We start from the raw sequence: 24,803 nt of genomic DNA, 5'->3' as shown, positions 1-24,803 counted from the left end.
GTGGGGTGCCGGGCGCTGGGGGCCGGGCGCTGGGGCCGGGCGCTGGCCGCGCCAGGCGGCTCGGTGTCCCGCTCGCCGGGCGCGCCCGACTGCAGCACGCCGAGTGGTCACGACACCCCGTCGCGCCGACAGGTGAGCGGGGTGTCGTGACCGCTCGGCGGAAGTGAGCGGGGCGGCGCGCGACGGGGCCCGCGCGCGCCGGGACCGCCGGCGCCGGGTGCCGACCGGGCGCCCGGCAGGCGCGTCAGTGCGTGAAGGCGAAGCCGATCAGGGCCATCGTCACGATGAAGCCCGCCAGGTAGTTGATCCAGAGGAACCGCTTCCACCCCGCGTTCGCCGCCTCGGCACCGGCGTCGGTGAGGTTCCACCACGGCAGCACGTTGAGCGCGTACGGCACGACGACGACCGCCGCGATCGGCCCCGGGAACGCCGAGAACAGCAGGGCGACCCCGGCGACCAGGTACGCCACGAACGCCAGCCGGACGGTCGCGCGGGCACCGATGACGGTCGCCACGGACCCGATCCCCCCGGCCCGGTCGGCGAGCACGTCCTGCACGGCACCGAACGCGTGCGAGGCGATCCCCCACACGAAGAACGCGATGCAGACGGCGACGAGCTGCCCGGTCCACTGCCCGCCGGCGAGCGCGAGCCCGTAGAGGGCCGGGGACACGAAGTGCGTCGACGAGGTGATCGAGTCGAGGAACGGCTTCTCCTTGAAGCGGAGCCCCGGCGCCGAGTACGCGATGACGGCGAACACGCTGACCGCCAGGGCGAGCCACGACCACGGCCCTCCGAGCAGCACGAGCACCAGCAGGAACGGCACGTTGGTGACGACCACGGCCCAGAGGGTCGCGCGGTGCACGCTCTTGTCGAGCAGGGCACCCTCGACGCCGCCCTTGCGCGGGTTGCGCAGGTCGGACTCGTAGTCGAAGACGTCGTTGATGCCGTACATCGCCAGGTTGTAGGGCACGAGGAAGTACACGACCCCGACGAGGAACGCGGTCAGCGAGAACCCGCCGCCCCCGGCGACGCCGACCCCGCTGCCGAGCAGGTACGCGGCGGCGAACGGGTAGGCCGTGTTCACCCAGCTGATGGGGCGCGAGGACACGAACAGCGCACGGAGGGTCGACGGCCTGGAGGCGCGGCTCACGGTCATGGGGTCTCCTCCGGTCTGCGGGACGGCTCGGTCCGGCGATCCGACCGTACCGGTCGCGAAGACGGTCGCGGACCCGGACGCTCCAGCAGCACCCAGCAGCTCGGCAGCAGCAGGACCGCCCCGATCGAGTACGCCAGGTCCTCGACCGGGAACAGCCCGACGCGCGCGCCGAGGACGAGTGCCGGGTCGTAGGCGACGATGCCGAGTCCGACGATCACGTTGTTGAACACGCCGGTCATCACGAGCAGCGCGACGCCGGCGACGACCCCGGCGAGGACGGCGGACCGGGGACCTCGCGCACCGGCACGGGCACCGGGGCGATCGCCTCGTCGTCGCCGCGCGGACACGACGCCGGCCAGGACCGCGACGAGCACGGCGGCCCCGAGGAACGGCACCGCGAGCAGTGCGTAGGTGCCCGAGCCGGTCATGCCCGGCCCTCGTGGTGCTCCGGCTCGTTCTGCTCCGGCCCGTCGACAGAACGGGCACGCAGCCGCTCGACCACCGGCCGGACGGCACCGAACAGGTCCATCGTCGTCCAGCAGAGCAACACCAGGAAGAACAGCTCCTCGAGCGGCACGTCCGGCGCCAGCAGTACCCCGGTGAGCAGCCCGTTCGTGCCGATGAAGAAGATGCCGAGGTGCACGCCGACGACGTCCCAGACCAGGAAGAACACGAGCCCGATGACCATCACCACGGCTGCGCGCACCGGGGCATGCCAGAAGAACAGCCGGTACCGGGCGTCGAGCACCGCGATGCCGGCGATCGCGATGAGGAGTCCGACGAGGTACAGCCCCGGCATCAGCCCGTCGTCCGTACCGGCGGCGCGTCGACGGACCGCGGCAGCGGGGTCGGCAGCGGCTCGGTCGAGGTGTCGCCGTGGATCCTCTTGATGAGGACCTCGGCGCTGATCAGGCACATCGGCAGACCGATGCCCGGGATCGTCGAGGCGCCGACGTAGTAGAGCCCGTCGACCTTGGTGGAGGCGTTCTTCTCACGGAAGAACGCACTCTGCGCCAGGGTGTGGGCCGGGCCGAGCATCGAGCCGTTCCAGGCGTTGAGGTCGTCGGCGAAGTCCTGCGGGCCGATCGTGCGGCGGACGCGGATCCGGTCGCGGAGGTCCGGCACACCCGAACGCTCGGCGATCACGTCGATGGCGCGGTCGGCGATCGCCTCGACCTGGGCGTCACCGGCTCCGTCGATGCCGCCCTTGCCGATCGAGACGTCGGCGGGCAGCGGCACGAGGACGAACAGGTTGCTCTGCCCGTCGGGTGCGACCGAGTCGTCGGTCAGGGAGGGCGCGCAGACGTAGATCGACGCCGGGTCCGGCACGTGCCGGTCCTTGCCGAAGATGGCGCCGAAGTTCTCCTTCCAGTCCTCGGTGAACACCAGCGTGTGGTGCAGCAGTCCGGGGACCGGCCCGTCGACGCCGAGGTACACGAGCACCGCGGAGGGGCCCGGGTCACGCTTGGCCCAGTGCGAGGCGTCGTGGGTGCGGTGTTCCTGCTCGAGGAGCTCCATCTCGGTGTGCCGCAGGTCGGCGGCGCTCACGACCAGGTCGGCGTCGACGACGTGCTCGTCCCCCGCTTCGTCACGGTAGGCGACACCGGTGGCGTGCCCGTCCTCGACGACGATCCGGGTGACGGTGGCACCGGTGCTGATGACGGCGCCCTCGGCCTCGGCGACGCGCTCGACGGCGGCGATCACCTGCGTGATCCCGCCCTTCGGGTACAGCACCCCGTCGGCCAGGTCGAGGTGGCTCATCAGGTGGTACATGCTCGGCGCCTGGTACGGGCTGGTGCCGAGGAAGACCGCCGGGTAGCCGAGGATCTGCCACAGTCGGTGGTCCTTCACCGCGGTCGACGCGAACGAGGACAGCGGCTGGAGCAGCAGACGGGCGAGCTTGCCCACCCGCTTGAGGACGTCGGGGGCGGCGAGCTTCGTGAGGTCCTGGAACGTGCCGTACAGGAACCGACGGACCGCCATGTCGTACGTGTCGGCGGCGGAGTCGAGGTACTTCGCCATCTTCGCGCCGGCCCCGGGTTCGATCGACTCGAACAGGGCGATGTTCGCCTCGCGCGAGGACCGCAGGTCGATCGGCTCGTCCCGGCCCTCGGTGTACACGCGGTACCCGGGGTCGAGGACGTCGAGGTCGAGCTGCTCGTCAGCACTGGTGCCGAGCAGCTGGAAGAAGTGGTCGAACACCTCGGGCATCAGGTACCAGCTCGGCCCGGTGTCGAACCGGAAGCCGTCCTGTTCCCAGGTGCCGGCCCGGCCGCCGAGCTGGGTGCGCTGCTCGAGGACGGTGACGGCGAAGCCGTCTCGGGCGAGCAGGGCGGCGGCCGCGAGGCCGCTGATGCCGCCGCCGATGACGACGGCGCGGCGGACCGGCACGGCCCGCCCGGTGGCCGGTGCTGCTGCCGCGGCGGCAGTGGTCGGTGCGTCGGTCGGACGGGAGGCGTGGGTCGGGCTCATGACGAGCCTCCAGTCTGTGGGGTGGTGACGGTGCGCGCGGGCAGGGTGCCGCGACGGCTGAGGACACGCGCGGCGAGCCGCGCCTTCACGGGGTTCGGGACCCGTACCCGGGAGGTGACCAGACGGTCCGCCGGGGTGTCGGCGATCCGGTCGTTGAGCTCCTGGAACAGGGCGTGCGCGAGGGCGACCGCGGGCCGGGCGTCCTTCGGCAGCAGCGGGACGGTGACGGCGGCCCGGTCGAGGTCGGACTGGACGTCGGCGACGAGCCGGTCCTTCGTGGCCTCGTCGAAGCTGCGGACGTCGACGCCCGGGAAGTACGAGCGACCGAGCACCTCGAAGTCGGCGTGCAGGTCGCGCAGGAAGTTGACCTTCTGGAACGCGGCGCCGAGGGCACGGGCACCGTCGACCAGCACCGCGTCGTCGAAGGTGGGGCGGCCGGCGCGGTACACGAACGCGCGCAGGCACATCAGCCCGACGACTTCGGCGGAGCCGTACACGTACGCGTCGAACGAGGCCTGGTCGTGTTCCGTCTGCTCGAGGTCCATCCGCATCGAGGCGAAGAACGGTGCCGTCAGCTCGCTGCCGAACCCGACGGTCCGGGCGGTCCGGGCGAACGCGTGCACGACCGGGTTCACCGAGAAGCCGAACGTCATCGCCCGCTCGGTGTCCTGCTCGAGCTCGTCGAGCACGGTCCGGGCGAGCTCCGGGTCGAGGCCGGCCTCGGTGGCGGGGCCGTCGACGACCTCGTCCGCGACCCGGACCAGGGCGTAGACGTTCCGGATGTGCTCGCGGGTGTCCTTCGTGAGCAGGCGACTGGCGAGCCCGAAGGACGTCGAGTAGCGGCTGATGACGACGCTCGAGGCAGCCTCGGCGGTGGCGTCGTAGAGCGGGAGGCGACGACCGGTGGTGCTCGAGGTCACCGGACGCGCTCCACGAGTTCGGTGACGAGGCCCTCGAGGCGGGAGCCGAGCTCGTACGGCAGGCCGGCGAGTTCGGCGCGGGCCAGGGCCGTGTGCTCTCGGATGTGGTCGAGGGCAGCGTCACGCGCACCGCACTCGACGAGCAGGGCGCGGAGGCCCGCAGCACGTTCCTCGGTCAGGTCCGGGTCGCCGAGGTAGGGCGCCAGGTCCGGCCAGCAGTCGGTGGTCGCCGCGTAGGCGATGAGCATGGTGCGCTTGCCCTCGCGGAGGTCGCCGATCGCGGTCTTGCCGGTCGAGCCCTCGTTCCCGAAGACCCCGAGCAGGTCGTCGACGATCTGGTAGGCGATGCCGATCTCACGGCCGAAGGCCCCGAGCGCCGCGACGACGGGCTCCGGCGCACCGGCCAGGACCGCGCCGGACTGCAGCGGCGCCTCGAAGCTGTAGACACTCGTCTTCGCCCGTTCCATCTGCAGGACCTCGGCGACGGTGGGCATCACGCCGAGGGCGAGGTCGACGTCGGCCATCTCGCCCGCGGCACTGGCGAAGACGGCGTCGTCGAACAGGTCGAGCAGTCGGGAACGACGGTCGCCGGTGACGCCGCTGGCCTCGATGAAGCGCGGGGCGGCGGCGAGCGCCAGGTCCCCGGCGATCACGGCGGCGCTGGTGCCCCGGTGCTCGGCGGTCGGGAGCGGCAGGCCACCGGTCGTGGCGTTGTCGCGGAACGCGCCGGCGACGTTCGGGCGGCCGCGGCGGGACCAGTCGCGGTCGATGACGTCGTCGTGCACGACGAGGGCGGTGTGCAGCAGCTCGTATGCGGCGGCGACCTGCGACGCGGCGTGCACGTCCTGGCCGCCGAGGGCGGTGTACGAGGTGAGGACCATGCGCGGTCGGAAGCGCTTGCCGCCCATGCTCGCCTTGCGCAGCACGCGCCAGAGTTCTTCGGACGGTCGGCCGAAGGCCTGGGCCCGGGCGCTCGACACCGTGAAGAAGCGCTCGAGGCACTCATCCACCAGCGCGAGGTCGATGTGCGCCACGGTGGCCGCTTCCTCGGTCATTGGCCTAATCTATCGAGGCAGATGAGCCTTTTCCCGGAAACCGTTGTCCTGTTGGCCGATGACCGTACCCCGATCGGTACGGCGGACAAGTTCACGGTGCACACAGACCAGACGCCCCTCCACCTCGCCTTCAGCTGCCACGTGCAGAACGCAGCCGGCGACCTCCTCGTGACCCGTCGCGCCCTCGTGAAGAAGACGTGGCCCGGCGTGTGGACGAACTCCTTCTGCGGGCACCCCGGCCCGGACGAGTCCTTCGAGGACGCGATCGCCCGGCGCGCCGAACGCGAGCTCGGCATGACCCTGCACAGTGTCGACCTGGTGCTGCCGGACTTCCGCTACCGCGCGGTGGACGCCTCGGGCATCGTCGAGAACGAGGTCTGCCCGGTATTCCGCGCCGTGGCCGATGCCGACCCGAAGCCCGCCGACGACGAGGTGTCCGAGTGGGTGTGGCTGTCGGAGCAGGACCTGCGCCAGGCCGTGACCGCCGCGCCCTTCGCGTTCAGCCCGTGGCTCGGGTGGCAGCTCGCGGAACTGCCGCTCGACGCCCTCGGCGCCGAGCGCGTCCAGCGCTGACCGAGTCCTGACCGAGTCCCGACCGAGTCCCGACCGAGTCCCGACCGACCCGTCGGACACCAGGCGGGTGCCTGCTGCCCGACGGGTCGTCTGCGTCAGATCCTGACGGAAGCGCTCGGACGTCGCTCCGGGCGTGTCAGTACCACTTGGTGACCGTGCACGACGGGTACGAGGGGAAGCCCGAGGCCCGGATCGTGAACTCCGCCTCGACCGCCTGACTGGTCGGGACCTGCGTCGTGGCACGGAGGTCGATCGCGTGCGAGTTGCGGTCGGTCAGGAGATCCGTGCGCACCACCGGTGTCCCGCCGTTGAGCGTCACGGCGATCGCCCCGGTGCGCGAGCCGACCGCGGAGTCGTTCGGCTGCAGTCCGTACTGGGTGACGTGGGCCGTGAAGGTGGTCCCCGAGCGCTCCCAGGTCCCGCGGACGTTGCCGTACTGGCAGCTGGCGAAGAGCTCGCCGGTGGCGGTGGTGGCGGCGTCGGATGCCGGAGCACCCCGGTCGGCGGCGGTGGCGGCGGTGGCGGGTCCGGCGACGGTGGCCGCGGCGAGTCCGCCGACGACGAGCGCGGTGGCCAGGACGGCAGCGGCCGAGCGGCGGCGGGTGGTGGTCGTCGAGCTGGTTGCGGACATCAGATCTCCTTCGTTCTGGGGTCGATGGCGGACCGCCATCCAGAACATCAGATCAGGAACACCAGCACGGCACAAGGGGGTGGGCCAGAGCTGTTCACTCCCGGTCCACCTCGGCGTCACCGGGGCCGCTCGACGCCACTCGCCGACCGGAGTACGGTCGACGACGGCCCTGCGCAGCGCACGGCCACGGACTGACGAAGGGCAGGTGAGGCGCGATGTCGGGTGACCATCACCACACGGGCCGGCCGTCCCTCGTGGTCATCGCCGAGCCCGTGTCCTGATCTCCCTGCCGCCGGGGTCCGTCCCGGCCGGCGTCGCGCCCGCTCGCCCTCCCGACCGAGGGAGCAGAGCATGGCACTCATCGACAACGCGGTGTACGTCGACGGCCGACGTGTGGCGTCGCAGCGGAGTCTGGCGCTCGGAACCAGTGGCGACCTGTCGTGGATCGGGCTGCTCCGCCCGGACCCGCACGAGCTCGCGGCCGTCGCGGACGAGTTCGGACTGCACGAGAACGCCGTCGAGGACGCCCAGAAGGGGCACCAGCGCGCCAAGCTCGAGCGGTACGGCGCCACCCTCTTCGTGGTGCTCCGGCCGGCCTGGTACCGGCCGGACACCGGCACGGTCGAGTTCGGCGAGGTGCACCTGTTCGTCGGCGCCCGCTTCGTGGTGAGCGTCCGGCACGCCGAACGCCCCGACCTGGCGTCGCTCCGCGCCCGGTGCGAAGCCGACCCGGAGTTCCTGGCGAAGGGGTCCGAGGCGGTCACCGCGGCGGTGCTCGACGAGGTCGTCGACGGCTACGCGCCCGTCGTCGAGGTCCTGCAGGACGAGATCGACGAGATCGAGGACCAGCTCTTCGCCGGCCAGGTCGACCCCGGGGTGTCGAAGCGGATCTACCAGCTGCTCAGCGAGGTCCTGGCCTTCCAGCGCGCCACGAAGCCGGTGCCCGCGATGGTCCGCGGACTCCTCCGCGGTGCCGAGAAGTACGGCGTGGACGACGACGTCCAGCACCGGCTGCGGAACGTGCTCGACCACGCCCTGCGGGTCACCGAGCGGGTCGACTCGTTCCGGGCCCTGCTCGAGAACGCCCTGACGCTGCACGCGACCCTGGTGTCGCAGGAGCAGAACGAGGCGATGCGTCGGATGACGAGCGCGAGCCTGGCGCAGGGCGAGGAGAGCCGGCAGCTGGCACGGGCGGCCCACCAGCAGGGCGAAGAGGTGAAGAAGATCTCGTCCTGGGCGGCGATCCTGTTCGCACCCGGGCTGATCGCGGGCGTCTACGGCATGAACTTCGACCACATGCCGGAGCTGCACTGGCGGTACGGGTACCCGGTGGCACTCCTGGCGATGCTCGCGCTGGCGGGGGTGCTCTGGGTCGTCTTCCGGAAGCGCAACTGGCTGTAGGCGTGAACCGGACAGGGCGGACAGAGCGGTCCACCGTCAGTACGGTCGCTTCCGTGAGGATCACACGACTCCGTACCGCCGCCGCCCTGATCGCCGGCGTGCTGGCCCTCGGCACGGGAGCCGGCCTGGCCGCCGCCCCGGCCACTGCCGCACCGGCCGCCCCCGGGTGCGACTACGCCGACAGCGGGACGGGCACGTACGCGGACACGCTGTGCTGGCTCGACCTGTCCGCACTCGACCCGGCCGTCGCCGCCACGAGCGCCGGGCAGCCGCTCGCCCTCGAGCTCCCCGGCGGCTACCGGCTGCAGGCGACCGTGACCGTCTCGGGAGGCCCGATCGCCGCCGTCGCACTGCCCACCTACGTCGGCTCCTGGCTGGGCAACGGCGGGCACTACACCGGCATCGACCCCGCGGTCCGACCAGCGCTCAACCAGCAGGCGAGCGGCACCACCTCGACCGCGACCCTCAGCGACGTCCGGGTGACCGACGCCTCCGGTGCCCGCGTCACCGGCTGGTCGCTCGTCGGTGCCGATGCCGAGGAGACCGCGAGCGGCGAGAGCATCACCTGGACCTCCAGCTCGCCGTTCACGTCGTTGACCGTGCGTCCGGACGGCACAGACGAGCGCGGGACCGCATGCGGACGCGGCTACACCGGCATCGGCACCACCACCGTCACGTGCAGGGGCACGGGCAGCAACCCCACCGGCACCGCGATCGTCGCGACCCGCGAGCCCACGACCTTCAGCCAGACCATGGTGAGCCGCGGCGGTCGGGAGGGCGTGGCCTTCGGTGTCCTCGTCTCCCGCGTCTCGATCACCAAGCAGGTCGTCGGTGGCTTCGGCGGTGACGCGTTCACGGTCGGCGTGACCGACGCCGCCGGTCGGACGGTCGCGAGTGCCGACACCGCGGGAGGCACGACCGCCACGACCGGGGACGTCACGATCCTGGTCACCGCGGACGGCAACCCGCTGACGTTCTCCGAGCAGCCCTCGGGCGGCACCGATCCCTCCCGCTACGGCGACCCCTCGTGGGCCTGCACCCGGAACGGCGCCGCCGCGACGGACCTGCCGAGCGGGACCGGCGTCGGCACCAGCACCGACATCCCGGTCGGTGTGGGTGACGCGATCGCCTGCACCGTGACGAACACCGCACTGCCCGCGGGGATCACGCTCACCAAGCGCGCGGACGTGACGGACGTCGACGGTGACCGGCTCGTCGACGCCGGCGACCGGGTCACGTGGACCTTCGACGCGCGGAACACCGGGCGGGTCCCGCTGTCCGCGGTGGCCGTCGACGACCCCAGCGGCGGCACGGTGACGTGCGACGCGACCGTCCTCGCCGTCGGTGCGACCACCACCTGCCGCACGGACGTGCCCACCACGGTCACCGCTGCGGACGTCGACGCCGGCTCGCTGACGGACACCGCCAGCGCGACCGCCGCGGTGACGGGGACGACGTCGACCGTCCGCTCGGACCCCGCCACGGCGACGGTCGCGACCGAACGTGCCGAGGTCGCCGTCGTCGCCACCCCCGGTGAGCCGACTCCGGAGGGCGTCACGCCAGCCGGCCTGGAGGTCGCGGTCGAGGTCACGAACCCCGGCACCGCCCCGCTCACCGACGTCGAGGTCAGCATCCCGGACTCCGACCCCGTCGCCGTACCGGACGTCGCGCCGGGTACCACCGAGGAGACGACCGTCGTCGTGCCCCTGTCGGACGAGCCGGCGACCGTCCCGGTCACGGTGGTCGCCACCCCCGCGGGGAGCCTCGGTGCCGCTGACCCGGTGTCGGACTCGGTGGACGTGGTGGTCCCGGCCGCAGCGGCCCCGGTCCCGACTCCGGCCCCGACGCCCGATCCCACGCCGTCACCGGGCCCGACGGCCGACCCCACCGCTCCCCCGACCACGACACCGACGCCGATCGCCGGGACCTCGCCGGGAGTCGGAACCGGTACCCATGCCGGCAGCGGCATGGACGCCGGTCGACCCGGCGGCTCGCTCGCCTTCACCGGACCGGCAGTCGGTCTCGCCGGACTCGGCACCGCCGGCGTCGTGGCGCTCCTCGCCGGACTCGTCCTGCTCCGGTGCCGTCGGGACACGCGCGCGCAGCGGGGTGCCAGCGGGAGCTGACGCACGGATCCGGGGCCGACGCGCCCGGACGACGGACGGGAGGCCCGTGGCGACACCGCCACGGGCCTCCCGTCCGTCGTTGCCGGGTCGGCGCGCCAGCGGCAGGCCGACCGTGCCCGATGAGCAACCTGCTCGCCGCTGCTCGTGCAGTGGCACCGACCCCGGAGGCGTGCATAATGATCTGGCTCGGGATGTGAACGTGCACATGGGCGTGCCGCGGCCCCGAGCGGGAGAGAGCAACGATGGCGACCACGCGGGCAGAGCAGCCGCGGTCCCCCAGCATCCGTGACGTCGCGCGGGTCGCGGGCGTCTCGCACCAGACCGTCTCCCGAGTCCTCAACAACTCGGACGCGATCCGGGCCGAGACGCGTGACCGCGTCCTCGCGGCGATGGAGGAACTGCAGTACCGGCCGAACCGGGCCGCACGTGCGCTGGTGACGAGCAAGACCCGGACGATCGGTGTGCTGACGGCGCAGCGGTCGCACTACGGACCGACCGTGACCCTGCAGGCGATCGAGGACGCCGCGGTGTTGCGCGGGTACTCGGTGACGACGGCGAACATCGCGGTGCCGACGGACGGAGCGGTGCGCGACGGGCTCGGGCACCTGCTCGACCAGGACGTCGAGGGCATCATCGTGATAGCCCCGCAGCAGCGCGTGTTCGACATCATCGAGGAGCTCGGAGTCCGGACCCCGTACGTCACGCTGCGCTCGAGCATCAACGAGGACCCGACCGCGCTCTGGGTGGACCAGATGGAGGGCGCCCGGCTGGCGACCGCGCACCTGCTGGACCTGGGCCACGAGTACGTCCGGCACATCGCGGGGCCACAGGACTGGATCGAGGCGGACGCCCGGATGCAGGGGTTCCTCCGCGAGATGTCGGACCGGGACATGCCGGTGCAGCCGCCGATCCTCGGGGATTGGACGGCCGACTTCGGCTACCACGCCGGACGGGAGCTGCTGCGGTGGCGCGACTGCACGGCGGTGTTCTGCTCGAACGACGCGATGGCACTCGGTGTGATGCACGCGGCACGGTCGTACGGGCTCGACGTCCCCGGCGACCTGTCGGTGGTCGGCTACGACGACATCCCCGAGGCGAAGCACTTCTGGCCGCCGCTCACGACGGTGCAGGTCGACTTCGCGGAGCTCGGACGGCGCAGCGTGGACATCCTGCTGCCGAGCGGCGACGACCTGCTCCGGCCGATCGACATCGTCCCGCAGCTGGTCGTGCGCGGCTCCACGTCGGCTCCACGACGCCGCTGAAGCGCCGCGGGCCCGGGCCTGGGCCGGTCCAGGGTGCGTCGGGGCCGTGACCCCAACCCGAGGGGCACCGCTTCCGCCCTGCGCGGAAAGTGCCCGCAGCGTCACCGAAACGTGACCGATCCGAATTGACAGCCCTGCTGAGCGTGTGCGTAACATTGCCTCCGTTCCTCGATGTGACCGTTCACATCGGCTGTCACACGAGGATCACCCGGACGCGACAACGAAGTCCGCACGCACCCTCGTGCCCTTCGGATGCCGTAGCTGAACCACCGAAGGACTGCCGCATCGCAGCGGCAGAAGGAGATGCACCGTGGCGTCAACCCCACAGGGTCACGACCCGATCGCAAGCGGGCTCGAGACCCGTTCGATCACCGCTCCCGAGACGATCCTCGAGATGCGTTCCATCACCAAGGAGTTCCCTGGTGTGAAGGCGCTCTCGGACGTCTCGCTGAGTGTCCGCGCCGGCGAGATCCACGCGATCTGCGGCGAGAACGGCGCTGGCAAGTCCACGCTGATGAAGGTGCTGTCGGGCGTCTACCCGTACGGCACCTACGACGGCCAGATCGTCTACGAGGGCGAAGAGGTCCGCTTCTCGAACATCAAGCAGTCCGAGCAGGCCGGCATCGTCATCATCCACCAGGAGCTGGCGCTGATCCCGGAACTCTCGATCACCGAGAACCTGTTCCTCGGCAACGAGCCGGGCCGCTTCGGTCGCATCGACTGGACCGCAGCGCAGCTCCGTGCCCAGGACCTGCTGGCCCGCGTCGGCCTGTCCGACGACCCGGACACGCAGATCAAGAACATCGGCGTCGGCAAGCAGCAGCTGGTCGAGATCGCCAAGGCCCTGCACAAGGACGTCAAGCTCCTCATCCTAGACGAGCCGACGGCCGCCCTGAACGAGAACGACTCCCAGCACCTGCTCGACCTCATCGTCGGGCTGAAGGCCAAGGGCATCTCGAGCATCATCATCAGCCACAAGCTGAACGAGATCGAGCAGATCGCGGACGAGATCACGATCATCCGAGACGGCAAGGCCATCGAGACGCTCAACGTCAAGGCGGACGGCGTCAACGAGGACCGCATCATCCGCGGCATGGTCGGCCGCTCGCTCGAGTCCCGCTTCCCGGACCGCACCCCGAAGATCGGCGAGGTCTTCTTCGAGGTCCGCAACTGGACCGTGCAGCACCCGATCGACTCGTCGCGTCTGGTCTGCAAGGGCTCGGACTTCCACGTCCGCAAGGGTGAGATCGTCGGCTTCGCCGGTCTGATGGGCGCCGGACGCACCGAGCTGGCGATGAGCCTGTTCGGTCGCTCCTACGGCACCTGGCTCGACGGGCAGATCATCAAGGACGGCCAGGAGATCAAGGTCACCAACGTCCAGCAGGCGATCAACAACGGTCTCGGTTACGTGTCGGAGGACCGCAAGGCCCTCGGCCTGAACCTGCTCGACACCGTGAAGCGCTCGACCGTCGCGGCGGACCTCAAGAAGATCGCCAAGGGCGGCGTCGTCGACTCCCTCGAGGAGTACTCGGTCGCCGAGAAGTACCGGAAGCTCCTCCGCACAAAGGTGCCGAGCGTCGAGGACAACGTCGGCAAGCTCTCCGGCGGGAACCAGCAGAAGGTCGTCCTGTCGAAGTGGATGTTCACCGACCCCGACCTGCTGATCCTCGACGAGCCCACCCGCGGCATCGACGTCGGCGCGAAGTTCGAGATCTACGGGATCATCCAGCAGCTCGCGGCCGAGGGGAAGGGCATCATCCTCATCTCGTCCGAGCTCCCCGAGCTCCTCGGTCTCTCCGACCGCATCTACACCATCTTCGAGGGGCAGATCACTGCTGACCTCCCGGCCGACCAGGCCGATCCAGAAACGCTCATGCGCAGCATGACGTCCGCGCGGAAGGGCGCCCCCGTCTCATGAACAACCTGAAGCTGCTCTTCGGCAAGGGCAACTCCATCGGCCAGTACGGCATGATCATCGCGCTCATCGTGCTGCTCGCCTTCTTCGCGATCACCACGCAGGGGCTCATCCTCGAGCCCACGAACGTGATCAACCTGTTCCTGCAGTACTCGTACATCCTCATCCTGGCGCTCGGGATGGTCATGGTGATCATCGCCGGCCACATCGACCTGTCGGTCGGTTCGGTCGCGGCGGTCGTCGGCATCGTCGTGGCGCAGTCCATGTCGGTCTGGCACTTCCCGGTGTGGGCCGCGATCATCCTGGGCCTCGTCATCGGCGCCCTGATCGGTGCTTGGCAGGGCTTCTGGGTGGCGTTCGTGAAGGTCCCGGCCTTCATCGTGACGCTCGCCGGGCAGCTCATCTTCCGCGGTGCGAACCAGATCATCGGCGCCTCGACGTCGGTCCCCGTCCCGGAGGCCTACACCCCGATCGGTGCCGGGTTCCTCGGCGACTTCGGTCCGGACTTCGGCTTCAGCAACGGCACGCTGATCATCGGTCTCGCGACCGTGCTCGCCCTGATCATCATCGAGGCGCGTGGCCGTGCCCGCCGCAAGAAGATGCAGGCCGAGGTCCCGCCGCTGTGGGTCTCGATCGTCCGCACCGGTGTCCTGGTCGCCGTCACCCTCTTCGCCACGTACCTGTTCGCCGCCGGTCCGGTCGGCACGTCCGTCCCGGTCGTCGCGATCATCCTCGGCGTGCTCGTCATCATCTACGGCTTCGTCACGAAGAACACCATCTTCGGTCGCCAGGTCTACGCCGTCGGTGGCAACGCCAACGCCGCGATCCTGTCGGGCGTCTCCGCGAAGAAGGTCAACTTCTTCGTCATGATGAACATGTCGATCCTCGCCGCGATCGCCGGCATGGTGTTCGTCGCCTACTCGGGTGCTTCCGGCCCCGCCGACGGCACCGGCTGGGAGCTCGACGCGATCGCCGCCGTGTTCGTCGGTGGTGCCGCGGTGGCCGGTGGTGTCGGCACGGTCTCCGGGTCGATCATCGGTGGTCTCGTGATGGCGCTGCTGTCCAACGGTCTGCAGCTGATGGGACTCGAGTCGAACAAGGTGCAGATCATCCGTGGTCTGGTCCTGCTCGTCGCCGTCGCCTTCGACGTCTACTCGAAGTCGCAGGGCCGTCCGTCGCTGATCGGCGGCATGATGCGGCAGTTCCAGCGGAAGGACACCGAGCAGAACACCGTCGGTGCCCAGCAGCCGCGCTCGATCGCGGACCAGCCCGAGAACCCCACCCTCCCCTAGCTCGGGTGCCCGCGGCGGTCGGGTGACCGACCGCCGCTCCACCCGGTACGACCCATCCACACACAGCGGGGCCCCGGCCCCAACTCCTCAACGAAGAGAAAGCAATCACATGCGCAAGAAGATCGTCGCCGGCGTCAGCCTGGCGCTCATCGCGGGCCTCGCCCTCAGCGGCTGCTCGGCCCGTGGCGACTCGGGCTCGAGCTCGACCATCAAGAAGGGTGACCTCATCGGTGTCGCCCTCCCCGCCAAGACCTCGCAGAACTGGGTCCTCGCGGGCGCCGCGTTCAAGAAGTCGATCGAGAAGGCCGGCTTCAAGGCCGACATCCAGTACGCCAACGCCGGCAGCCCGGTCCCGGACCAGCAGTCGCAGATCTCGGGCATGGTCACCAAGGGCGCGAAGGCGATCATCGTCGGTGCCGCCGACGGTTCGCAGCTCGGCTCGCAGGTCAAGGCCGCCAAGGCCGCCGGTGCGACCGTCATCGCCTGGGACCGCAACATCCTGAACACCGAGAACGTCGACTACTACGTCGCGTTCAACAACTTCAAGGTCGGCCAGCTCCAGGCGCAGGCGCTCCTCAAGGGCCTCGAGGAGAAGAAGGGCGACAAGCCGTACAACGTCGAGCTCTTCGCCGGTTCGCCGGATGACGCCAACGCCACCGTGTTCTTCAACGGTGCGATGGACGTCCTGCAGCCGAAGATCGACGACGGCACGATCAAGGTCGTCTCCGGTCAGACCTCGTTCCAGAAGGTCGCCACGCAGGGCTGGCTGGCACAGAAGGCCCAGGCCAAGATGACCGACCTCCTGGCGCAGTACTACACGGGTGACACCGAGCTCGACGGCGTCCTCTCGCCGAACGACACGCTCGCCCGTGCGATCCTCACCGCGACCAAGGCCGCCGGCAAGGACAACCCCGTCGTCACCGGTCAGGACTCCGAGACCGCGTCGATCCCGCTCATCATGCAGGGCACGCAGTACTCGACCATCTACAAGAACACCACCGACGAGGCCCAGGCCGCGATCGACCTGGTGTCCGACCTGGCCGACGGCAAGAAGCCGAAGACCGTGAGCGACAAGAACAACGACAACGGCAAGAAGATCGTCCCGACCGTCGAGCTGACCCCGGTCCTCGTCACCAAGGACAACGCCGTCGAGGCGTACTCGAACGACGACACCCTCGAGGCACTCGCCAAGAAGGGCTGAGTCTCCCCGACCCAGCAGAAGGGCCCCGTCGCGTCAGCGACGGGGCCCTTCCGTCGTTCCGGCAGGGAGCGGAAGGGACCGCGTGGTGACCGGTCTGGAGGCTCGCCCCGCGCCTCCAGACCGGTCCCGTCCGTCGTCCGGCTGCGCCCCGCACGGCCAGCGCTCCCGCTACCGCTCCCCCGCGTACCGCGGGTCCGCCGCCGGGTCGTACCGCGCTCCCGCCGCGCTCGTGAACTCCTGCGCGTCCGGGTGCTCGGCCTGCCACAGTGCGCCGACCTGCCCCAGCTCGACCGCCCCACACCGGGTGTCGGCCTGTGCCGACTCGGCAGCAACCGCGATCGCGAACACGACCGGGTCCTCGTCGCCGAGGTCGACCGGGTGCCCGGACGCCCGCATGCACCCCACGTACCGGTCCCACGCCGCGACGTACTCCGGCCTCGTGACGACCCCGTCCTCGACGGCGTCCTGCTGCTCGGGCGACGGACCCGGCACCGGGTCCGGACGTGCCCACGCAGCCCAGACCGTCATCGGGCTCCCGGCGTGGTCCACCCGGACGACCGGCCGCTCCCCCGCACTCGACCCCACGGGCAGGGTGATCGACGTCCCGCAGTCCGCGGTCGTCGGCTCACCATCGCCCCCGTCCGCCCCGACGGTGACGGTCGCGGTCTCGGGCGGCGCGCACTGCAGCCCGACGGCGACGTGGTGCGCGCCGGACGGCCGGTCGGGCAGTGTCAGGCTCGTCGCCCCGTCGCTGACGCGGACGACTGGGGCTCCGAGCAGGGTCACGTCCCCGGCTGCACCGGTCTCGACGAGGGCTGTCGCGTCCTCGGGGGCGAGCGTCTGCTGCAGGAACCCGGTGCCGACGAGCGCTCCGGCGGTGAGGGCGCCGGCGACGACGAACGCGCCGACGCCGATCGTCGGCACGAGCCAGCGACGCCGCCTGGCGGAACGACCGACGCGGTCGACGAGCAGGGCGCGGAGGGCGTCGTCTCGGGAGGTCGTGTTCATCGTGGTCCTCCGGTGGTGGTCGCGGGTGCTGTGGGGGCCGCCGTCTGCTCGGCGAACTGTCTGCCGAGGCGTTTCCGGGCGCGGGAGAGGCGGGACTTGACGGTCCCGATCGGGACACCGAGGACCTCGGCGGCCTCGGCCTCGCGGTGCCCGGCGATCACGCAGAGGGCCAGGACCTGCTGGTCGGCCGGGGAGAGCCTCCGGAACGCGGCGACGGCAGCGCCGTCGTCGTGTCGGTCGGCCGGGTCCGGAGCGTGGTCGGCGGGCGGGAGCGTGGCGAGCAGGCGCCGGTACCGCATCGTGGTCCGCGTCGCGTTCCGTGCGACGTTCGTCGCGGTGACGAGCAGCCACGGCAGCAGGTCGCCGTCGACGAGCCGGGCGCTCCGTCGTCGCCGCCAGGCTTCGAGGAACACGACCGCCACGACGTCGTCGACGTCCACCTCGGGCGGCACCAGCCGGAGTGCATGACGGTGCACACGGTCACGGTGGCGGTCGAAGACGCGGCCGTAGGCCTCGCCGTCACCGCGGCCCGCTGCCGCCCAGTCCTCGGCGTCGTCGCCGCTTCCGGTTCTCATGTCCTGGAGTGTCCGGCACCGCCCGGATGGTTCCACCTGGTCGTACCCGCGTGTCGGAGCGGTGCCCCTTCTGCGGTCCGCTCAGTCCCGGCGCTGCATGGCGGTCAGGCGCTCGTTGTACGCCTTGAGCTCGGCGTCGCCGTCACGTTCGGCCTGGCGGTCCTTGCGCTTGGCGATGCGCTCGTCGGAGCGCACCCAGTTCCGCACGACGAGCAGCGCGACGAACACCATCGGCAGTTCGGAGGCCCCCCACGCGATGCCGCCGCCGACGTGCTGGTCGTCGAGCAGGGCGCGGTCGTTCGTCTGCCCGAGCGCGTGGAACCAGTCGATCGCGTACACCGACTGCGACGTCATGACGGCCACCCCGAAGAACGCGTGGAAGGCCAGCGTCGCGAGCAGGGCGATGATGAGGATCGGGTACTGCGGGCGCGCCGGGCCCGGGTCGATGCCGACGAAGACCCAGAAGAACAGGTACCCGCTGAACACGAAGTGCACGACCATCACGACGTGCCACTCGTGCGACTGCATCGCGTACTCGAACGCCGGCGTGAAGTAGAACACCACGAGGGACCCGGCGAAGATGACGCCGGCGACCGCGGGCTTGCCGAGGAACTGCATCCACCGCGAGTGCACGAACAGCATCAGCCACTCGCGGGCGCCGCGGGAGCCGTCGTTGCGGACCGGCAGGGTGCGGAGCGCCAGCAGCACCGGACCGCCGAGGACCAGCGGCAGCGGGACGAACATCATCAGCAGCATGTGTTGGACCATGTGCGACGAGAAGTGGATCATGCCGTAGACCGCCGGGCCGCCGGAGGTCGTCCAGATGAACACGGCGCAGCCGAGCAGCCACGCGATGGTCCGACCGACCGGCCACGAGTCCCCGCGCTGCCGGAGCTTGCGCACGCTCCACAGGTACCAGCCGGCGCCGACCAGGGCGAGCGCGAGCCACATCCAGTCGATGTGCCACTGCGACAGGTACGTCTGCATGGTCTGCACCGGCGGGTACGCGTAGCCGATGAGCCCTGAGCGCGTGTCCGCCCCGGTCTCCGGCGTCTGCGGGATCGGCGGCTGGCTGCGGGACACCGCGACCGAGACGCCGATCGCGACGGCCATGAAGACGATCTCGGCCAGGGCGAACCGGACGAACAGGCGGCGGTCGGTCGGCGCGCGGAGCAGACCCGGCACGAGCTTCCGCCGCTGCACGACCCCGGCGATGCCGAGCAGCACCAGGATCGTGGCCTTGGTCGTGATGAGCCACCCGTAGGGCGTCGTGAACAGGTCGAGCGGCCCGGTCAGCCGGAGCTGCGCGTTCACGATGCCCGAGAACGCCACCGCACCGAACGCCCACCCGGCGAGCGTCGAGTAGCGGGCGACGACGCGTCCGGTGGCGCCCTTCATCCGGGTGCGGAGCAGCACGACGGCGACGAGCCCGCCGGCCCACACGCACACCCCGACCAGGTGCACGGCGAGGGAGTTCACGGCGTTGGCGTGCTCGAGCGACCCCGCGGCGTGGCCGGACAGGGCGAGGGGCAGCAGTGCGAAGAGCGCGGCGACGGTTGCGAACGCGAGGGTCGTGGCCCGGGTGGCCAGTGCCGCGAGCACCGTCGCGATGAGGATCGCGGCGGCGGAGACGACCAGTGACTGCCCGATCTCGACCTGGAACGCGAAGAGCAGGAAGTTGCGGGCGAAGACGGGGCTGGTCAGCGGGACGCCGAGGGTGTTCGCCCCGGTGAGCACGATGCCGACGACGGCGGCCAGGAACCAGATCGACCCGGCGATCGCCGCCCAGCGTGCGGCCCGGTGCTGCACCGAGGACATCGCACCGTGGTCGGCCTTCTGCGCCGGCAACGCGAACGCCGCGACGATGAGCAGGCCGACGGTCAACGCCGCGACGCCGTCGTGGACCCCGCGCGCGGCCACCAGACCGAACTGCACCAGGTCACCGGCGGACTCCAGCTGCTGGTTCGCGGTGAACGCGCCCGTGATCGTCATGCCGAGGACCGCGCACGCGACCACGAGGGGCAGGGCGATGACCAGGACGGTCGCGACGGTGGACGTGCGCGTGGTGACGGGCGCGTGTTCCGGTGCCGGGCCTCCCGTCCGGGTGGCAGTGTCCGGACGCTGCGCGCTGTCCGGACGGTGGGCGCTGTCGGTCCCGGTGGCGCTGTCCGGTTGGGGCTGAGAAGACGTGACGGCCATACCTGTCTCGGGTCGGTTCCGTCCGCGGTCCGCGGACCCTCCATCGTAGGCGCGCCGCTCTGGACCCACCATGTGGATCCACCCCCTGGTCCGCACCCGACCAGCCACGTCCGCCCGAGTCGGCCAGTAGGCTTCCCCCGTGCTGCTCTCCGACCGCGACATCACCGCCCAGCTCGACCAGGGCCGGATCGGCCTCGACCCGTACGACGCCGCCCTCGTGCAGCCGTCGAGCATCGACGTCCGGCTGGACAAGTACTTCCGGCTGTTCGACAACCACAAGTACCCGCACATCGACCCCGCGGTGGACCAGCCCGACCTGACGCGCCTGGTCGAGACCGACCCGGACGAGGCCTTCGTGCTGCACCCGGGCGAGTTCGTGCTCGGTTCGACCTTCGAGGTCGTCTCGCTGCCGGACGACATCGCCGCACGGCTCGAGGGCAAGAGCTCGCTCGGCCGGCTCGGGCTGCTGACGCACTCGACCGCCGGCTTCATCGACCCGGGCTTCTCCGGCCACGTGACCCTCGAGCTGTCGAACGTGGCGACGCTGCCGATCAAGCTCTGGCCCGGGATGAAGATCGGGCAGCTCTGCTTCTTCCAGCTGTCGAGCCCGGCCGAGAAGCCCTACGGGTCCGCGGACTACCAGTCCCGCTACCAGGGGCAGCGCGGACCGACGGCGTCGCGGTCGGCACTGAACTTCCACCGGGCGGACGTGTCCCAGCCGCGCTGAACGGGCCTCCCGGTCGGTTCGCCGAGCCGCCAGCGCAATGCGAAACGAAATACGGAATCCTGTGTATCGTTGCCAACATGCCGCCTGGACACGCCCGTGCGTCGACGACGACGACGCTCTCCGCCGCCGCGATCATCCGTGACGCCCGGCAGCGCGCCGACCTGACCCAGGTACAGCTCGCCCGACGGGCCGGCGTCACCCAGAGCGTCATCAGCACCTACGAGAACGGGCGGCGCGAGCCCTCGCTCGCTGCCCTGCAACGTCTACTGCTCGCCGCGGGCTTCCGCACGTCGATCGACCTGCAGCCCGTCTCCGAACCCCTCCCCCTGCGCGAGCTGGTCCACCGGCACCGTGACGAACTCTGCGCTTCCCTCGCCCAGCACGGTGCCGTCGCCGTCCGCCTGCTCGTCGGCGCCTCCGGACCGCACCGCGAGGACGACTGGCCGGCCGACGTCGAGCTCGTCGTGGATCTCACCCCGCCCACCGGCATGTTCGCGCTGATGCGGATGCAGGACGACGCCGAGGCGCTGCTCGGCGTCCGCGTGGACGTCCTGGCCGCCGACGCGCTGCCGGACGACGTGCTCGAGCGGGCGGTCCCGCTGTGACGGCGCCCGTCCGGCAGTCCCTGGACGACGTCATCGCGTCCTGCGACCGGATCCGCACCTACGTCGCCGATCCGGCCCTGCCCGAGGGGCTGGTGCACGACGCCGTGCGGATGCGCCTGGTCGACATCGCCGCCGCGGTGCAGCGCCTCCCGCCGACGATGACCGAGCAGGAACCGGCCGTGCCGTGGTCGCAGGTGTCCGCGCTCGCGGAACGGTTGACGCGGCGGCCGATCGAGACCCCGGCGTCCGTGCTGATCGGCACGGCGCTGACCGACGTGCCGGTCCTCTGTGCCGCGGCACGCCGGATGCGCGCCCGCTGCGCCTGAGGTGCGGCAGCGTCGGGCATTGCCGCCCGCAGCGAGGGGTGACCGCTCGTCAGTCCCCGTGCACGATGCAGACGGCGTCGAGGTCGAGCGATGCCTCCAGCGCCGCCGTCACCCCGCGCTCGCCGTCCTCGTCGAACGGCGTCACCGTGTCGACCCACCACAGCGGCACCGGGAGCGCCGGGGCGTCGGGCAGCAACCGGGCGACCTCGTCGACCTCGTCGACCCGTCGCACGCCGAGCACCGTGATGACCGGGTGCGTGGCGTCGCGGCAGACCTGCAGCATCGGACCGTCGTCGAGCGCCCGGACGCCCCACGCGTCGTCGTGGAGCAGCAGCGCCTCGGCCACGTCACGGACCTGCACCTCGCCGCGGCAGAGGAGGGTCACGTCACGCGGCACCCGGGGACCCCTGACCGCCGTGCTGCATCGCGTGCGGCCCGAGTGCGCCGTCGTCGTGGGCGGCGTCGAGGGGCGCACCGCCGACGAGCTGCAGGAAGCGGTCCTCGTCGATGCGGTCGAGGAACGACTCGAGCGCGGTCCAGCCGTCCTCGAACCGGACGACCAGGCCTTCGCCGACCTCGCCCGCGAAGGTGTCGGTGGTGGTGCGGACCGGCGGCCACTCGCCGCGGCGGTCCAGGAAGCGGGTGGCCTCGGGGCCGACGATGACCGCGAGCGGCTCGGGTTCGCCGTAGCCGACCGCGCGGACCAGGTGGTCGGCGTCCCCGCGGCGCTGCATGACGACGCCGAAGACCGGCTCGACGTCGCTGGCGACCCGGTGCACGGCGTCGAGCAGGCGGGAGGCGAGCTGCGGGTCGGAGCCGCCCTCGGGGACGGTGAGGACGGCGGACATCGTCTCGACGACGACCCCGCCGGTCAGGTGCGCGGTCATCGTCGCCGCGAAGCCGTCCCCGATCGCGTAGGAGGTGCTGATGCCGGGCGACTCGTGCATCGCGTACTGCGTGACGACCCAGCGGTCCCAGGTCGACGTCAGCGGTTCCGAGGTGCCCCACCGCGTCGGGCAGGTGCCGACCGTCTCGCACAGCGCCTCGATCGCGGAGCCGATGTCGACCGTCCGCTCGTCGTGGTGGCGGAGGGTCAGGTCGATGCTGATCTGCCGGACCGAGCCGACGGCGTCGCGGTGCTCGGGCGAGGGGTCGCCGAGCAGTTCCGGACCGTGCGTGACGAAGTCGTCGAGGCTCGCGGCCGGCACCCCCGTGCGGCCGTCGCGCAGTGCCCCGTCGGGTCCGCGGACCGCCCACGCGGCGCCGTGCGCACCCAGCGCGTGCCGCAGGGCGGGGGTGAGTGCAGCCTCCTGGCCGGTCCGCAGGACGACCGTGCGACCGGCCGCTTCGGCACGACGCAGCAGGGAGTCGAGGGAGTCGGTGAGCCACACCACGGGGGCGCTGGAGTCCACCACGATGGCCGGGCCGACCACGTCGTCGATGAGGGGGTGTCGGACCATTCCGGTTCCTCCTCGGGTCGGTCGTGCGAGCTCGGTGGTCCCCTCGGACGGTACACACGGCCCCCTGGCGATGTCCGTCGGAGAGCGCGGCTCACAGCGGAGAGACAGGGGCGGACGGGAGGCCCGGCGTGCGTCCGCCACGGGCGTCCGGCTGGCATCCAGCGGAAGTTCCGCTAGGCTGGTGCGGTCCCGTTCGACGGGATGCGCGAGTGTAGTTCAATGGTAGAACTCCAGCTTCCCAAGCTGGTAGCGCGGGTTCGATTCCCGTCACTCGCTCCGATTCCTCCTCCAGTCCGACGGCGCTCCACTGCCCTGGCCCTCGCACTGGGGTTCTCCGCACGCCCACCGTCGTCGGCCTCGAGTCCGAAACCTCCTCACGACACCTTCGTGAGGAGCGGATCCCATGCCGACGACGACACCGCACCACACCGTGCCGGGTTCGACCGGAACGACAGAACGTCCTCCTGCCGCGGTGGATCGGGAGCTCGCGACGATCGTGGCCGGGAACGCATCGCTGCTCCGGGCCATCGCCGTGCGGATCCTCCGCGGTTCCAGCGACGCGGACGACGTCGTGCAGGAGACCTTCATCGCCGCCTGGACACACCTCGACGGGGTGCGGGACGCTGACGCCGTCACCGCGTGGCTGGTGACCACGGTCCGGCGCCGGAGCTTCGATCGGCTGCGGAGCGCCGCGGTGCGGTACCGGACGGAACTGGACGACTCCGTGGCAACGTGCACCGAAGACGCCCCCGGTGCGGTCGCGGAACGGACGTCACTGGTCGCAGCGGTACAGCGGGTCCTCGACGGCATGACGCCGGCGCAGCGACGGTGCTGGGAGTTGCGTCACCTCGAGCACCGCTCCTACGCCGAGATCGCTGACGCCCTGAGCCTGCCGCAGTCGACGGTCCGCGGCCAGATCGCTCGCGCCCGAGCCGTGATCGCGGGCGCCCTCGTCCTCTGGCGCTGACAGGGGCACGACCGCCGGACGCTCCTTGCGAGAATGGAGACGGCACGGCGACCATCGAGTACACCGCGACCGGCGTGACGCGTCACAGATGAGTTCGTCTGGAAGGAAACAGTGAAGTGGTGAGCCGCAGGAAGGCTTCAGCAGTTCTGACGATCGGCCAACTCTTCAGCGTCGCGTACCGGGACTTCGACAGCTTCTCCGCGAAGTCCTTCTCCCTCGGCTTCTACTCTGGGACGACGGACAAGCCGGAACCGGACTTCGTCTTCGCGCGACGCTGACCGCGTTCGTGGCCGGGCTGCGGGACGGCACGACCGCTCGTCGAGCGATCCACATGGACGGAGAACGTGAAGTGGTGACAAGAGGCCGGGTAGGCGTCGCGACGCTGATCGCGCTGCTGTCGGTCGCGTTGACCGGGTGCGTCGTCCCGGCACAGCCGGAGCCCCAGGACTACACCGGCACCTGGCGACTCCAGGGAGAGAGCGGCGACCGCGCCGCCGAGTTCACCGTGTCCGCCGACCGGACCTACACGGCGCGCAACATCCCCATCAACCTCGCATGCCGGACCGGGAACGCCGCGACGAGCCCTCCGGGTTGCGCGGACGGCGGGTACCCGACGAACTTCTCCGGGCACTGGAAGGTGGCAGAGGGGAGCTCGCCCGGGATCCGCTTCTACTATGCCGATCGGTTCGTGCGCCAGGGCTACGTGGACAGCGGCGGACTCGCCTTCACCGTCGGGACACTCGATGCTCCCCGCCCGGATTACCTCTTCGTGCGTGCGTCCTCGAAGTGACTCGAGCGGGCTCGTCGAGCCGACGCTCCTGAAGGGCCCGGCTCCCGGAGCTTGCAGCCCTCTCATGGCCGTCAGGCGCTGCCGGCCCTAGCCTCGACTCGCCAGACGATCGTCTGGCGAATCGAGTTCTGGGAAGGAACCC

The 24,803-nt window shown here is 71.0% G+C and carries 25 protein-coding genes and 1 tRNA gene; 14 read left to right on the top strand and 12 right to left on the bottom strand.

The window, feature by feature from the left end; genetic code table 11:
- Positions 1–244: 244 nt before the first annotated feature.
- The 6 genes from SOM35_RS15960 to SOM35_RS15935 are packed head-to-tail and all read right to left on the bottom strand — an operon-like array spanning position 245 to position 5,603.
- Positions 245–1,156 (bottom strand): prenyltransferase, encoded by a 912-nt coding sequence (locus tag SOM35_RS15960; RefSeq protein WP_221850412.1) that lies wholly within the window; start codon positions 1,154–1,156, stop codon positions 245–247.
- The gene (locus tag SOM35_RS15955; RefSeq protein ID WP_320516135.1) at positions 1,153–1,584 is read right to left on the bottom strand and encodes a lycopene cyclase domain-containing protein; all 432 of its coding nucleotides are present in this window, start codon (positions 1,582–1,584) and stop codon (positions 1,153–1,155) included. Before SOM35_RS15955 ends, SOM35_RS15960 begins: the two co-directional genes overlap by 4 nt.
- Positions 1,581–1,955, bottom strand: a complete 375-nt coding sequence (locus SOM35_RS15950; RefSeq protein WP_301223721.1) for a lycopene cyclase domain-containing protein — start codon at positions 1,953–1,955, stop codon at positions 1,581–1,583. The genes SOM35_RS15955 and SOM35_RS15950 overlap by 4 nt, the downstream gene beginning before the upstream one ends.
- Entirely contained in the window at positions 1,955–3,628 is a 1,674-nt protein-coding gene (gene crtI, locus SOM35_RS15945) for a phytoene desaturase family protein (protein WP_320516134.1), read from the bottom strand. Before crtI ends, SOM35_RS15950 begins: the two co-directional genes overlap by 1 nt.
- A complete protein-coding gene (locus SOM35_RS15940) occupies positions 3,625–4,548 on the bottom strand; it encodes a phytoene/squalene synthase family protein (RefSeq protein WP_320516133.1) in 924 nt (307 codons plus the stop codon). Before SOM35_RS15940 ends, crtI begins: the two co-directional genes overlap by 4 nt.
- Positions 4,545–5,603: a polyprenyl synthetase family protein gene (locus SOM35_RS15935; protein ID WP_181439327.1), complete on the bottom strand. Its 1,059-nt coding sequence runs from the start codon at positions 5,601–5,603 to the stop codon at positions 4,545–4,547. The genes SOM35_RS15940 and SOM35_RS15935 overlap by 4 nt, the downstream gene beginning before the upstream one ends.
- A gap of 21 nt (positions 5,604–5,624) precedes the next feature.
- Between SOM35_RS15935 and idi the strand changes: the two genes are divergently transcribed.
- The gene (idi, locus tag SOM35_RS15930; protein ID WP_111075835.1) at positions 5,625–6,176 is read left to right on the top strand and encodes an isopentenyl-diphosphate Delta-isomerase; all 552 of its coding nucleotides are present in this window, start codon (positions 5,625–5,627) and stop codon (positions 6,174–6,176) included.
- 136 nt (positions 6,177–6,312) lie between these two features.
- On the opposite strand, the gene SOM35_RS15925 is transcribed toward idi, so the two are convergent.
- On the bottom strand, positions 6,313–6,807 hold the full coding sequence (locus tag SOM35_RS15925; protein ID WP_320516132.1) for a hypothetical protein: 495 nt from the start codon (positions 6,805–6,807) through the stop codon (positions 6,313–6,315).
- A 351-nt stretch (positions 6,808–7,158) separates the two neighbouring features.
- Between SOM35_RS15925 and SOM35_RS15920 the strand changes: the two genes are divergently transcribed.
- The 6 genes from SOM35_RS15920 (at position 7,159) to SOM35_RS15895 (ending at position 16,004) form a co-directional block, all read left to right on the top strand.
- Positions 7,159–8,208 (top strand): magnesium and cobalt transport protein CorA, encoded by a 1,050-nt coding sequence (locus SOM35_RS15920; protein WP_320516131.1) that lies wholly within the window; start codon positions 7,159–7,161, stop codon positions 8,206–8,208.
- Between the two features lie 53 nt (positions 8,209–8,261).
- Positions 8,262–10,334, top strand: coding sequence for a DUF7507 domain-containing protein (locus SOM35_RS15915; protein WP_320516130.1), 2,073 nt, complete (start codon positions 8,262–8,264; stop codon positions 10,332–10,334).
- 242 nt (positions 10,335–10,576) lie between these two features.
- A complete protein-coding gene (locus tag SOM35_RS15910) occupies positions 10,577–11,596 on the top strand; it encodes a LacI family DNA-binding transcriptional regulator (RefSeq protein ID WP_111076008.1) in 1,020 nt (339 codons plus the stop codon).
- Positions 11,597–11,990: 394 nt separating this feature from the next.
- Positions 11,991–13,514, top strand: a complete 1,524-nt coding sequence (mmsA, locus tag SOM35_RS15905) for a multiple monosaccharide ABC transporter ATP-binding protein (RefSeq protein ID WP_320516137.1) — start codon at positions 11,991–11,993, stop codon at positions 13,512–13,514.
- Positions 13,511–14,803 (top strand): multiple monosaccharide ABC transporter permease, encoded by a 1,293-nt coding sequence (gene mmsB, locus SOM35_RS15900; protein ID WP_320516129.1) that lies wholly within the window; start codon positions 13,511–13,513, stop codon positions 14,801–14,803. Before mmsA ends, mmsB begins: the two co-directional genes overlap by 4 nt.
- 109 nt (positions 14,804–14,912) lie before the next feature.
- Positions 14,913–16,004: a substrate-binding domain-containing protein gene (locus SOM35_RS15895; protein WP_221850403.1), complete on the top strand. Its 1,092-nt coding sequence runs from the start codon at positions 14,913–14,915 to the stop codon at positions 16,002–16,004.
- A 168-nt stretch (positions 16,005–16,172) separates the two neighbouring features.
- On the opposite strand, the gene SOM35_RS15890 is transcribed toward SOM35_RS15895, so the two are convergent.
- The 3 genes from SOM35_RS15890 to SOM35_RS15880 all read right to left on the bottom strand — a co-directional run bounded on the left by SOM35_RS15890 (position 16,173) and on the right by SOM35_RS15880 (position 19,786).
- Complete coding sequence (locus SOM35_RS15890; RefSeq protein WP_320516128.1) at positions 16,173–17,012, bottom strand: hypothetical protein; 840 nt, start codon at positions 17,010–17,012, stop codon at positions 16,173–16,175.
- The gene (locus tag SOM35_RS15885; RefSeq protein WP_253466778.1) at positions 17,009–17,587 is read right to left on the bottom strand and encodes an RNA polymerase sigma factor; all 579 of its coding nucleotides are present in this window, start codon (positions 17,585–17,587) and stop codon (positions 17,009–17,011) included. The genes SOM35_RS15890 and SOM35_RS15885 overlap by 4 nt, the downstream gene beginning before the upstream one ends.
- 81 nt (positions 17,588–17,668) lie before the next feature.
- Positions 17,669–19,786 (bottom strand): bifunctional copper resistance protein CopD/cytochrome c oxidase assembly protein, encoded by a 2,118-nt coding sequence (locus tag SOM35_RS15880; protein ID WP_320516127.1) that lies wholly within the window; start codon positions 19,784–19,786, stop codon positions 17,669–17,671.
- 139 nt (positions 19,787–19,925) lie between these two features.
- Between SOM35_RS15880 and dcd the strand changes: the two genes are divergently transcribed.
- The 3 genes from dcd to SOM35_RS15865 all read left to right on the top strand — a co-directional run bounded on the left by dcd (position 19,926) and on the right by SOM35_RS15865 (position 21,444).
- Positions 19,926–20,513 carry a dCTP deaminase gene (dcd, locus tag SOM35_RS15875; RefSeq protein ID WP_111076014.1) on the top strand — a complete coding sequence of 196 codons (588 nt, stop codon included), beginning with the start codon at positions 19,926–19,928 and terminating at the stop codon, positions 20,511–20,513.
- A gap of 77 nt (positions 20,514–20,590) precedes the next feature.
- The gene (locus SOM35_RS15870) at positions 20,591–21,118 is read left to right on the top strand and encodes a helix-turn-helix domain-containing protein (RefSeq protein ID WP_320516126.1); all 528 of its coding nucleotides are present in this window, start codon (positions 20,591–20,593) and stop codon (positions 21,116–21,118) included.
- Positions 21,115–21,444: a ribonuclease HepT family protein gene (locus tag SOM35_RS15865; RefSeq protein WP_320516125.1), complete on the top strand. Its 330-nt coding sequence runs from the start codon at positions 21,115–21,117 to the stop codon at positions 21,442–21,444. The genes SOM35_RS15870 and SOM35_RS15865 overlap by 4 nt, the downstream gene beginning before the upstream one ends.
- Before the next feature lie 49 nt (positions 21,445–21,493).
- Here SOM35_RS15865 and SOM35_RS15860 read toward each other — a convergent pair whose 3' ends face one another.
- Both SOM35_RS15860 and SOM35_RS15855 read right to left on the bottom strand, forming a co-directional pair.
- Positions 21,494–21,829, bottom strand: a complete 336-nt coding sequence (locus tag SOM35_RS15860) for a hypothetical protein (RefSeq protein ID WP_221850398.1) — start codon at positions 21,827–21,829, stop codon at positions 21,494–21,496.
- Position 21,830: 1 nt separating this feature from the next.
- Complete coding sequence (locus SOM35_RS15855; RefSeq protein ID WP_320516124.1) at positions 21,831–22,904, bottom strand: DUF6177 family protein; 1,074 nt, start codon at positions 22,902–22,904, stop codon at positions 21,831–21,833.
- A gap of 205 nt (positions 22,905–23,109) precedes the next feature.
- Here SOM35_RS15855 and SOM35_RS15850 point away from each other — a divergent pair.
- From SOM35_RS15850 to SOM35_RS15835, 4 genes are all read left to right on the top strand, one after another.
- Positions 23,110–23,180, top strand: a tRNA-Gly gene (locus SOM35_RS15850).
- Between the two features lie 127 nt (positions 23,181–23,307).
- Positions 23,308–23,871 (top strand): RNA polymerase sigma factor, encoded by a 564-nt coding sequence (locus SOM35_RS15845; protein ID WP_320516123.1) that lies wholly within the window; start codon positions 23,308–23,310, stop codon positions 23,869–23,871.
- A gap of 119 nt (positions 23,872–23,990) precedes the next feature.
- Complete coding sequence (locus SOM35_RS15840) at positions 23,991–24,149, top strand: hypothetical protein (RefSeq protein WP_320516122.1); 159 nt, start codon at positions 23,991–23,993, stop codon at positions 24,147–24,149.
- Positions 24,150–24,202: 53 nt separating this feature from the next.
- Positions 24,203–24,661, top strand: coding sequence for a hypothetical protein (locus SOM35_RS15835; RefSeq protein ID WP_320516121.1), 459 nt, complete (start codon positions 24,203–24,205; stop codon positions 24,659–24,661).
- Positions 24,662–24,803: the final 142 nt, after the last annotated feature.

This window comes from Curtobacterium sp. CFBP9011, assembly GCF_034045095.1.
In the GTDB taxonomy this organism is placed as follows: domain Bacteria; phylum Actinomycetota; class Actinomycetes; order Actinomycetales; family Microbacteriaceae; genus Curtobacterium.
Note: the sequence above shows the minus strand (reverse complement) of the source record. Positions and strands in the feature narration are given on the sequence as shown.